A 9,196-nucleotide genomic window follows, 5' to 3' on the forward strand; every position below is an offset into this window, starting at 1 on the left:
CGGAAGCAGAGGTGCGTCAGCCCATGGTGTCCGCGGTTGTCAGCTCGTGGATCCAGTCACTGCAGCTCGGTGTGGGCGATGTCGGGGAACCTCATCGCGTCAACTGGAACTGGGGCAGCAGCGTGTGGATTTCGCGGGGGCGCTGCTCACGCTCATCGAAGGCGACGACCGGGCCCAGACCGCGCGCCGCGGCCATGGCCGCTTGCAACGCTTCCTGGGACTCGAAATGGCAGGCGGTGACGACCGAGTCACCATCGGGCGTTGCGGTGGTCCAGCATCCTCCTGACAAGAATCCCGGCGTCGACCGCATGACATCGCCCATCTGGCGTGTCCTGTCGATGAATTCCTCGAAATGCTCAGCCCTGGGGTAGTGGAAGGCGATGAATCCGATGGACATCGTGGACTTTTCCTCTCGTTCGAGGGAACTCACTTGTTATACGGTTGCGTATAAGAGAAATTAGCCCTGATATACGGCGGCGTATAGTGTGGAGGTGGGTGAGAGGAGTCACAGCATGGGCGTGGCCCGTACCCCACGCGAGGCGTGGATCGAGCAGGGGTTGCAGACGTTGGCGACCAGCGGTGTCGAAGCGGTACGTGTCGAGGTTCTGGCCAAGTCACTGGGAGTGACCAAGGGCGGGTTCTACGGCTATTTCGGCGATCGTGACGCTCTGCTGGAAGCGATGTTGGACGCCTGGGAGGGCGAATGCGTCGACGATGTGCTCGACCGCGTCCAACGAGAATCCGACCCACGCGACAGGATCGTTCTAGCCGGACGGCTAACTCTGTCCAGCGAGCGTCTGCTGGCGCTCGACCTCGCGATTCGTGATTGGGCGCGACGAGACAAGTCGGTGTTCGCGCGCCTGCAGCGCGTCGACAACCGGCGCATGGAACTGTTGCGGAAGATGATCGGCACCTTCTGCTCCGATCCGGACGAGGTCGAGGCCCGAAGCCTGCTCGCCTTCTGCCTGGCTATCGGCAACCAGTTCCTGGCCGCCGACCACGAGGGCCGCACTCGCGACGAGGTCCGCGCCCGTGCGTCGGCCATCGTGCTCGACCGGTGAAGCGGTCGGCGGCGGCTTAGTGAACGGTAGCGGGATCGCACCAGCTCGCCGCTGAGCGCGACTTTTCACGGATTTGGGCAGAGCGTCGGGTCCAGCCGGGCGAAACACGTTGCCACACAACCTTCTACCGAATCTCAGGGTGTGAGCTCTCGCCTAGTACGACTTTTCACGTCACTGGACCCCACATGCCAACTCGCTCATCACCCAAAACCATACGGGTGCAAGCCGAGCCGTTTCACACGACAAGCCGCCATCGTTCGCGCCGTGCGAGCACATCACCCGCCCGCACAGCGCAGGCGGGGGGTACGGCGCGGGTGTCGGGCCTTATCGCGGTCCGGCTCAGGCGGGTTGCCCCACTCGACGACGAATCGGCGCGGGTGGGCGGCGTGGAGCTCGGTCACCGCGGCGGCGGCGTAGGTATCGGCGATCCCAGCGCACTGGTAGCGCACGTAGGCGGCGGTGAGTTGGTGATCGGCGCTGGTGGGCCAGTGCTGGTGGATCCGGTCGGGGATTACCGCGTAATCGGTGGTGCGGGCGAAGATTTCAGGCCCGGCCGGTACGCGGCGAATCTCGATGTCAGCGCGGATAACATCGGCGGCCCCGCCCATCGCGGCCAACATCGGGGCGAGTTCGGGATAGCGGGTACACAGCTCGGCATCAATCGCGAGCAGACTGCGTAGGCGGTTGACCTGGGTGCACAGCACGCGCAGTTCGGCCAACCGGCTTGCGGGCGCGTTAGCCGGCATCAGATTCTCCGAGCCGCCAATCCTGGTCCGGCTCACTCAATCTGATGTCTCCTGCTAACGGCCCGGTACGTTGTGTTGATGACCGTTGCTCTGTATTCGGCCGAACAGGTGGCTGCCATTCTCGGATTGCATGTGCGTACCGTGCGCGGATACGTTCGAGACGGCCGTCTGCCAGCCATGCGGATGGGCAAGCAGTACCGAATCAGCGAACGGGACTTGCGTGCCTTCACCGGCGTGGTCTCCGACGAACCGGTCAGTACCCCGCACGTGCACGTTTCGTCTGTCGTGCACATCGACGACGTCGACCGTCTCGCGATGGACCAGATCACCGCACAACTCGCCGCGACCGCGGTCGACGATTCGAGTGTCCCAGCGCAGCTCAATGTCCACTGGACCTACGACGAATCTGCTTGCCGCCTTACCATCTTCGTCGTTGGCGACCCAGAATCCGCGGCAGCCGCGATCAGACTGATCGGCACCTCGACGCGCACGGGTCGGGAAGCGAGCACCGAGGTTTGCCGCTGCAAATCTGGTCGGCATACCGTCGAGCAGAGGTGATCGTGAGCACCTTCGGCGCTGGACAGCGCTCGTGAGAGTTGCCGGGCGGCAACCGGTTTCCGCGTAGCCTGGCAGGTTTCCGCACCGGCACATCGCATCCCATTCGACACCGTGTTCGCCCTCGATGACATCGTCGCAGCCACCGCTATCCACATTGGCAAGATCGTCGCCACCGTCTGACGCCGACCTGGTAAGCCCTCCCTCCGAGAAAGCGGGGAGACCTCAGGTGGGCTGTGCCCGTCTTCCGCATGCCCTGCCCAGCCCAGGATGGACGCGATGTGATCGTGGAGTACAGCGATGCCCACGACATCGGCCGTGAGTGCTTGACCTTGTCACTGTGTAAAGGCATTGAATGGCTGTCGGAGGTGGTCCCCATCAATTCGACACACAGGAACCCACACACCATGCGACTGTTCGAGGCATTGGCCGCTGCGAACTCATCGACCCGGCTCGAGGCGGCTCTGGCAGCCGGCACGTATCCCGAGCCCTTCTTCGTCGATGCACTCGTAGGGCGGTGCGCGATCGAGCCGGACTTCTTCGTGCGCGACATGCTCACCTGGGCGCTGACCCGGCTCCCGCACGAGATCACCGTTCCCGCACTACGGGCGGAGCTCTATTCCGAACACACGCAAGCCCGCAGCCAAGCGTTGCATACGCTGTCCAAGATCGGTGCCCCGAATACCTGGTCAGCGATTACGCATTCGATGCTGCACGATGCCGACGACGAGGTCGCGCGGAGTGCATGGCGCGCTGCGGTCGTTCTCGTGCCCGACGAGCAGGAAGTGAAGGAGGGGCTGGCCGCGGAACTGGCCACGCAATTCGGCCGAGGTGACCGCGAGGTACGGCTGAGTCTGAGCCGTGCTCTCGTTGCACTCGGCGAGGTGGTCGAGCCGGTCCTGCAGACGGCGATGACAAGTCACGACCCGACGGTGCGGGCGCACGCGAGCGCCACGCAGCGGCTCCTGAGTGACCCGGATGCCGGATTCGACCTCGCCATCGGTGAGGCGAGCCGGGTCGTCGCACTCGGTCCGGATCGGGAGGAGACAACGGCGTGCTGATCGGCGACGTGGCGCGCTTCTCGGGAGTGAGCGCCCGGATGCTCAGGCACTACGACTCCCTCGGGCTGGTACGACCGACAGGCCGCACCGTGAGTGGCTACAGGGAATACTCACCCGACGATATCCGGCGGATCTTCCATGTGGAGGGGTTGCGGTCGCTGGGACTGTCCCTGCGCCAAATCGGACAGGCTCTCGACGATCCTGGATTCAGCCCGTCCATACTGGTCGGTGACCTTATTCGAAGGACCGAAGCACGACTGAACCGGGAGCAAGAACTCCTCGAGCGGCTCCGTACCGTAGATGCCGCCGATCCAGGAGGCTGGCAAGACGTCCTGCGCATAGTCGAGCTCTTGCACGGACTCCGTTCGCACAGTGCCGCCCGGCGACAGCAGGCCGTCCTCGCCCCCGCCGAGGACGTGCCGGTGCCTGCCGAACTGCTGGCCGAGGCGATCCTGACCGAATCCGATCCGAACGTTGCCGGGGCCCTGCGGTGGGCACTCGCCCGGGCCAACGGCGACGGCGTGGCGAGCGTGGCGTTCGGCCTGGGCTCGGAAGACATCGAAGTCCGGCGGCGCGCGGTCCTGGCGCTCGCCGAGCTACCGGGCGACGAAGCGACCACGATACTCACGGACGCGCTCGGGGACGCCGACGCCACGGTCCGCAGACATGCTGCTCTCTCACTCGGTGCGCGGGGCGTGGCCCGGGCTGTGCCGGCACTGGTCGATACGGTGGTCAAGGGGCCGAACGATGTCGAGGCGGCCGAGCTCTTGGGAGCATTGGCGCAGGACGCGAAGTGGGCGGACCTGATCATGAGTGCGCTGGCAGACGAACTCACCGCGCACACAGCGGACTCGGCGGTACGGGTGCGACTGACCCAGGCTCTCGCCGAGATGCCGGGGACCATCGCGCTGGACATCTTGCGACAACTGGCCCATGACGAAGACCGGGTCGTGGGCCTCGTCGCCTCGGCCCTCATCGGAAGGCTCGAAGAAGAGCCGGATCAGGAAAACTGAGACACGCCGATCGGAGTATTGAACATCGCGTCGGGCTAACAGCATCGCCATTTCCGGTAGCAGCTTGCCGATCTGGATCCGACAACAGGGCACTCGCACACGCCCACGGCCAACTCCGTACCGCCCGCCTCAGCACCGACGTAGTCGGCAGTCGAGGACACCCGTCCACGACACGAAAGCACTGCTCAAGCACGGATATTCGGCCACCGGCGCCGAGATGACGGCGGCGATCGTCGACCGCCTGACCTTCGGCGGACCATCGAAACCAGATGGTCACCCGCGCAGCCACTTTAGACTGGCGACGTGTTTTGGCTGATCTCGTTGGGGCTCCGGTAGACGGTTCGGCGACGAAGAACCTGAATACCGGAGAACTCGTGACCAGCGTAGCGGTGGCGGGGCGTGCAGACCTGACCGACGCCAATGGGCGCGGCTGGGACTGTTGCTGCTCGAGGCGCTCCTTGACACATCAGTAGCCCCAACTATCGGGTCTACAGGCACACGCTCCGAGACTGTGATACTGACTCCCGTTCCGATCCAAACAGAGGGAGTCTCAAATGAATTCGAAGAAGTTCCTCGGCGCTTTGGCCGTCACTTCCGGCCTCCTCACCCCGATGGCCCTCCTCGCCGCCGCCGCCCAAGCCGAGCCACTGCCCGTCACCGCCGCACAGCCCGTGGACACCACCGGCTCTTCGAATGGCTCGTATTCTGCCGCGAACCACCTGGTCTGCCTCCTCTTTCACACCAGCCTCAACGGCTCCGTAGGGATCCCGGTCTGCTGATCCGCTAGCTCGAGCTTTAAGCTTTGGGGCCGTGCTGTGCACTGGCCGCGTACTCCTGGTTGATCATGGGCGAATCCCTTGGCTGACGATTTGCCTTGCGAGAGAACAAATCTCAGGAACCAAAGGCTTCAGTGAATAGTGACCGACCGATCTTGGCACTCCCAACAGGGTGGCGATCAGCAGGCCCAGCGCCGACGTGAACAAGACCCTCAGGCGGGCGGCAGCCTCCTCGGCGACCGACACACTCACCCGATTCGGCCGCGGGAGCGGCCCGATCACCGTCGCCCGGCGCACCGCCGTCTGCCAGCGTGCCTCCTCCGCGCTCAGCACACCACGATCCGACAGCGACGAATCCCCGGCCATCCCGGACACCCTCGTGCTGAAGACGAGTACGAGTCAAAAGCACCGTAGTGAACCGGAGTTCGAGACACGCCGATGTTCGAACTCCCCTTCTTAGAACCAAAACCGCCCGACAGTGAACACAACTTCGAACATTCACACCTGGCCCTTGGGGGTGCCGGTAAGAATCGTGTCACCTGGTACATGAAGCGTTGCCGCCCCATTTGATCCCGCACGTTGGAGAGCCGGACGGTGAGGGCGACCGTAGCCGGAGTGGGCGGAAACGATCGTTTCTGTCCCACAAGGGAGCCCGGCGAGGAACGCGCATCCGCCCAGCTCGACGCCGACCTGATTCGGGTCAGAACTCGTGTGCGGTATCTACGGGACGAAACCGCAAGTGTCAGCCCTCTATGGGACAGTTCCGGGCATGGCTCGGTTCGGGTACGCGCGGGTGTCGACTCGCGGGCAGAAAGACGATTCCCAGATCGACGCACTCAACGGATCGGGGTGGACAAGGCATCCGGGAAGCTGGCGCGGCGCCCGGAGTGAGACAAATGCTTCGAACACCTGCGTCGCGGTGGCCTGCGGAAACGCGCTCGGATCCAGCGAGGTGTTCGTGCTCGGCAGACGATCGTTTTCCGAACGACCAGGGAGCGCCGGAAACCTGCGAATTGTCGGCGGTCGCACCGAAACCCACTGAATCTTCGTGCCGACAGAAACGAGAGCTGCCCCGGACCTGAGGTCCGGGGCAGCTCTCGTGATCGGTTGCGGGTCACACAGGCCGGTGGTCCCGGTGCACGCCGTGGGGATCAGCCCCAGGGCGCCTCGGACTCGGTCACGGCCTTGATCCGCCGGTCCTTCGCGGGCCGCGCAGGGGCTATTCGTAGCCGTCGTCGACGACTACTCCCTTGTAGCGCAGGAACTCGTCGAAGGAGACCTTCCCGTTCCCTGAGCGGTCTTGCTAAATATGGCGGTCAAGGGTGGCCCGCGTTCCCTCGCTCTGGGTCATACCCCACGCCATGGCTTCCTCGAAAGTGATGGAGCCGTCGCGGTCTGTATCGATCTGGTCGAACTCCCGCCGGGTGGCGTCGATCAGTTCCTGCAGGTCCATGCCGGTCTCCTTTGCCAGTTGGTTGCCAGACTGAACAGTCACACCTTTCGTCCGTCATCGAGCAGCACTGAGCGTACGCGGAAAGTTTGCTGGGTCGCCCGGATTGCGCCAAGTCGTGGGCTCACGTGCGGACAGCAGGGAGCCCACATCATGGCCGAATCTGTGAGGGAGCTGCCGCCGCCGCGATCGGTGCGGGGGGGTTCGGTCTTCCTGATCGGAGGGGAGGTGAGGGACCATGTAGTGGGTCCTTTCGGATCGGGCTGTTGCCCGGCGCGGATCTGCGACCCGAACTTCCACAGATCCGCTGCACTACTTCGCATATCTGCATGATTATCGCGATGCTGCTTCCTCGAGTTCTCGGGTGTGGTTCTGCTGGCGGACCTGGTCGCGTTGGCGCTGATCCTGTCCGCGGTCGTCGCGATCGTGGTGTTCGGTAGCGCCAGCACCGCGGTCATCTCCTCCGCCGGCGGCGCGTTCACACTCGCCTTCCGCGCATGGCGCGCGGAGGATGCGGCCTAACCCCGGCCCTCGGGGTTGACGTGGCGCGGGAGGGGTCGGATTGGAGGTCGATCTAGTATTTCCGGATGGCTCGACACGCAATCGTCAGCACCGGTGATCGACCCGATCTGAACAACAGTCGCGCCCTGGCGCCGCTTCGAGACGGGTGGCCACGATTCGTTCTGCACGATCGGGTATCGAACGATTACCGGGCCGCCGTGAGCGAGTTTTTCCCCGATTTCGATGTGCTGCTTGTCGAGGATTCCGAAGTGCTGGGGCGGGCGGTAGCAGTCACCCTTGCTTGGGACGGTCACACCGCAACACTTCCCGATGGCTACGACGGTGCCATCGTCACTGCTGTGAACGGACACCAGGCTGCAGTGAATCCGGATACGCTGTGCGTCGTGTCGGCCACAGTCCGAACCGACCGCACCGGCGGCGGGCTGGCGGCGGCGCTGCTCACCGCGCTACGTCAGCGTGCCCAGCGTGCTGGTTTACTCCGGATGATCGTGCCGGTACGACCGATACTCAAAGCGAACCATCCGCTGACCTCGATGGCCGAATTCATGCAGTGGACCCGCACGGACGGCTTGCATCCGGACCCCTGGATTCGTACCCACCAACGTCTGGGTGCCGCCATCGTGGCTCCTGCCCCACGATCGATGTCGGTGTCGGGCACCGTGGCCCAGTGGGAGGACTGGACGAACATGAGATTCGAGCACAGCGGACGATACACAGTTCCCGGCGGACTCGATCCGGTCGAGATCAATCGGGAGCGTGACCACGGGACCTACACCGAAACCAACCTATGGATGCGCCACCAGTAGCACGCCGCCAACCACGACCCAGATCATAGGCTTCCCGAGTCCATGAGCGGCGATTGGAATTCACACGCAGTCGGCGTTCCCAAACACCCTCATATGACAAACACCCTCATATGACCTCGCCGCCCATGGCATCAACATATGACCGGTCGGATCCTGCCAAGACCTTGACTCAGAACACGAGCGTGTCCAATGGATCAGCAAGCCGACGCGACACGCAACGCAGAGTCGGCGCGGCACCGTAGGATCTGATCGGCTGAACCCGTGAACTCCCTGGGATCGAAAACAGCCACTCAGCGATGGACGGACCCTCAATTTCGGACTGCGTGCGCCGCTGGCAGCATGCTTACTGCTGCCCTGCCGTCCGAGGCATTGACGAAGATGTTCAGTGCGAGCACCGCTCCGGCCGGACTTGACCGGTTCACCTCAGGATTGGAACTGGGCAAGGGGATCACCGACGCCTACCAGATCGGGCAGGCGCGGCCGGCCCGGCTGGTGGTCTCACCGGCCGAGACCACCAGCGACGACGACACCCGCTCTTAACCGCCCACCCCTCACGGCGTCGGGTCACCGATAGCGTCGTTGATGAGGGCGTCGGTGCGGGCCAGCCACTCGTCCATCTGGGCCAGGACCGCGTCGAGGCGGACGTCGACGTCGGCGAGCAGCTCGGCGGCGCGGCGCCGGGCGGCCGTGCCGCGCTCGTGGTAGTCGCTGCTGAGCGGGGTTCCAGTGGTAATCGCCGAAAATCCAACGAAGTTCGAGATGTGCCCTGGTAGAGGGTGATTCACCGGTTCCGGGTGCGGTCTGGGGTGGTGGTGCTTTGACGTGGAAACCGTCCTCTACCAGCCCGCTACTACGGCGACCCCGTCTAGTACTCCAGCATCACTTCGTGATGTTGTTGGGTAGCACAGGGTTTCGTGCTGGTTGATGAGGATCTGGCGGCGTGGACAGCTGGGCTTGAGGAGTTGTTCGCGCGGGTCGCGGGGCGGTTCCATCGGGCGGAGCCGCGGTTGCGGGCACGCGCGTATGTGCGGGGCCTGCTCGCGCCGCTGGCGGGGAAAAACGGCTGGACCCTGGCTGAAGCCGCTGGTGATTCGACCCCGAACGGGATGCAGCGGCTGTTGAACAAGGCGGCCTGGGACGTCGACGGAGTCCGCGACGAGGCACGTGCCTATGCGGTCGAGCATCTGGGCGATGCGGACGGTGTGC

14 protein-coding genes are annotated in these 9,196 nt (G+C 64.3%); 9 read left to right on the plus strand and 5 right to left on the minus strand.

Annotated elements, in window-relative coordinates; translation table 11 throughout:
- Positions 1-91: 91 nt before the first annotated feature.
- Positions 92-397 carry a hypothetical protein gene (locus tag ABZ412_RS27770; protein WP_357285623.1) on the minus strand — a complete coding sequence of 102 codons (306 nt, stop codon included), beginning with the start codon at positions 395-397 and terminating at the stop codon, positions 92-94.
- A gap of 115 nt (positions 398-512) precedes the next feature.
- Between ABZ412_RS27770 and ABZ412_RS27775 the strand changes: the two genes are divergently transcribed.
- On the plus strand, positions 513-1,061 hold the full coding sequence (locus ABZ412_RS27775) for a TetR/AcrR family transcriptional regulator (RefSeq protein WP_357285683.1): 549 nt from the start codon (positions 513-515) through the stop codon (positions 1,059-1,061).
- Positions 1,062-1,336: 275 nt separating this feature from the next.
- Here ABZ412_RS27775 and ABZ412_RS27780 read toward each other — a convergent pair whose 3' ends face one another.
- On the minus strand, positions 1,337-1,807 hold the full coding sequence (locus tag ABZ412_RS27780) for a hypothetical protein (protein ID WP_357285626.1): 471 nt from the start codon (positions 1,805-1,807) through the stop codon (positions 1,337-1,339).
- 78 nt (positions 1,808-1,885) lie between these two features.
- On the opposite strand from ABZ412_RS27780, the gene ABZ412_RS27785 reads away from it, so the two are divergent.
- The 4 genes from ABZ412_RS27785 to ABZ412_RS27800 all read left to right on the plus strand — a co-directional run bounded on the left by ABZ412_RS27785 (position 1,886) and on the right by ABZ412_RS27800 (position 5,215).
- Positions 1,886-2,365, plus strand: coding sequence for a helix-turn-helix domain-containing protein (locus tag ABZ412_RS27785; RefSeq protein WP_357285629.1), 480 nt, complete (start codon positions 1,886-1,888; stop codon positions 2,363-2,365).
- A gap of 404 nt (positions 2,366-2,769) precedes the next feature.
- On the plus strand, positions 2,770-3,423 hold the full coding sequence (locus tag ABZ412_RS27790) for a HEAT repeat domain-containing protein (RefSeq protein ID WP_357285686.1): 654 nt from the start codon (positions 2,770-2,772) through the stop codon (positions 3,421-3,423).
- Positions 3,417-4,436, plus strand: coding sequence for a HEAT repeat domain-containing protein (locus ABZ412_RS27795; RefSeq protein ID WP_357285632.1), 1,020 nt, complete (start codon positions 3,417-3,419; stop codon positions 4,434-4,436). Before ABZ412_RS27790 ends, ABZ412_RS27795 begins: the two co-directional genes overlap by 7 nt.
- Positions 4,437-4,990: 554 nt before the next feature.
- Complete coding sequence (locus tag ABZ412_RS27800) at positions 4,991-5,215, plus strand: hypothetical protein (protein ID WP_357285635.1); 225 nt, start codon at positions 4,991-4,993, stop codon at positions 5,213-5,215.
- A gap of 63 nt (positions 5,216-5,278) precedes the next feature.
- Here ABZ412_RS27800 and ABZ412_RS27805 read toward each other — a convergent pair whose 3' ends face one another.
- Complete coding sequence (locus ABZ412_RS27805) at positions 5,279-5,578, minus strand: hypothetical protein (protein WP_357285638.1); 300 nt, start codon at positions 5,576-5,578, stop codon at positions 5,279-5,281.
- A 937-nt stretch (positions 5,579-6,515) separates the two neighbouring features.
- Positions 6,516-6,665, minus strand: coding sequence for a hypothetical protein (locus tag ABZ412_RS27810; RefSeq protein WP_357285640.1), 150 nt, complete (start codon positions 6,663-6,665; stop codon positions 6,516-6,518).
- A 363-nt stretch (positions 6,666-7,028) separates the two neighbouring features.
- Here ABZ412_RS27810 and ABZ412_RS27815 point away from each other — a divergent pair, with 363 nt between their 5' ends.
- The 3 genes from ABZ412_RS27815 (at position 7,029) to ABZ412_RS27825 (ending at position 8,530) form a co-directional block, all read left to right on the plus strand.
- A complete protein-coding gene (locus ABZ412_RS27815) occupies positions 7,029-7,184 on the plus strand; it encodes a hypothetical protein (protein WP_357285642.1) in 156 nt (51 codons plus the stop codon).
- A 65-nt stretch (positions 7,185-7,249) separates the two neighbouring features.
- Positions 7,250-7,990, plus strand: a complete 741-nt coding sequence (locus ABZ412_RS27820; protein ID WP_357285645.1) for a hypothetical protein — start codon at positions 7,250-7,252, stop codon at positions 7,988-7,990.
- A 339-nt stretch (positions 7,991-8,329) separates the two neighbouring features.
- Complete coding sequence (locus ABZ412_RS27825) at positions 8,330-8,530, plus strand: hypothetical protein (protein WP_357285647.1); 201 nt, start codon at positions 8,330-8,332, stop codon at positions 8,528-8,530.
- A gap of 11 nt (positions 8,531-8,541) precedes the next feature.
- Here ABZ412_RS27825 and ABZ412_RS27830 read toward each other — a convergent pair whose 3' ends face one another.
- Entirely contained in the window at positions 8,542-8,775 is a 234-nt protein-coding gene (locus ABZ412_RS27830; protein WP_357285650.1) for a hypothetical protein, read from the minus strand.
- A gap of 132 nt (positions 8,776-8,907) precedes the next feature.
- On the opposite strand from ABZ412_RS27830, the gene ABZ412_RS27835 reads away from it, so the two are divergent.
- On the plus strand, positions 8,908-9,196 hold a 289-nt coding region (locus tag ABZ412_RS27835; RefSeq protein WP_357285653.1), incomplete at its 3' end, for a transposase.

Source organism: Nocardia sp. NPDC005746, assembly GCF_040630785.1.
GTDB lineage: Bacteria > Actinomycetota > Actinomycetes > Mycobacteriales > Mycobacteriaceae > Nocardia.

What these genes read in the sequence shown, in the direction of transcription:
- ABZ412_RS27770 (WP_357285623.1), bottom strand. Translation starts at nt 397, where the DNA reads ATGTCCATCGGATTCATCGCCTTCCACTACCCCAGGGCTGAGCATTTC.
- ABZ412_RS27775 (WP_357285683.1), top strand. Translation starts at nt 513, where the DNA reads ATGGGCGTGGCCCGTACCCCACGCGAGGCGTGGATCGAGCAGGGGTTG.
- ABZ412_RS27780 (WP_357285626.1), bottom strand. Translation starts at nt 1,807, where the DNA reads ATGCCGGCTAACGCGCCCGCAAGCCGGTTGGCCGAACTGCGCGTGCTG.
- ABZ412_RS27785 (WP_357285629.1), top strand. Translation starts at nt 1,886, where the DNA reads ATGACCGTTGCTCTGTATTCGGCCGAACAGGTGGCTGCCATTCTCGGA.
- ABZ412_RS27790 (WP_357285686.1), top strand. Translation starts at nt 2,770, where the DNA reads ATGCGACTGTTCGAGGCATTGGCCGCTGCGAACTCATCGACCCGGCTC.
- ABZ412_RS27800 (WP_357285635.1), top strand. Translation starts at nt 4,991, where the DNA reads ATGAATTCGAAGAAGTTCCTCGGCGCTTTGGCCGTCACTTCCGGCCTC.
- ABZ412_RS27805 (WP_357285638.1), bottom strand. Translation starts at nt 5,578, where the DNA reads ATGGCCGGGGATTCGTCGCTGTCGGATCGTGGTGTGCTGAGCGCGGAG.
- ABZ412_RS27810 (WP_357285640.1), bottom strand. Translation starts at nt 6,665, where the DNA reads ATGGACCTGCAGGAACTGATCGACGCCACCCGGCGGGAGTTCGACCAG.
- ABZ412_RS27820 (WP_357285645.1), top strand. Translation starts at nt 7,250, where the DNA reads ATGGCTCGACACGCAATCGTCAGCACCGGTGATCGACCCGATCTGAAC.
- ABZ412_RS27825 (WP_357285647.1), top strand. Translation starts at nt 8,330, where the DNA reads ATGCTTACTGCTGCCCTGCCGTCCGAGGCATTGACGAAGATGTTCAGT.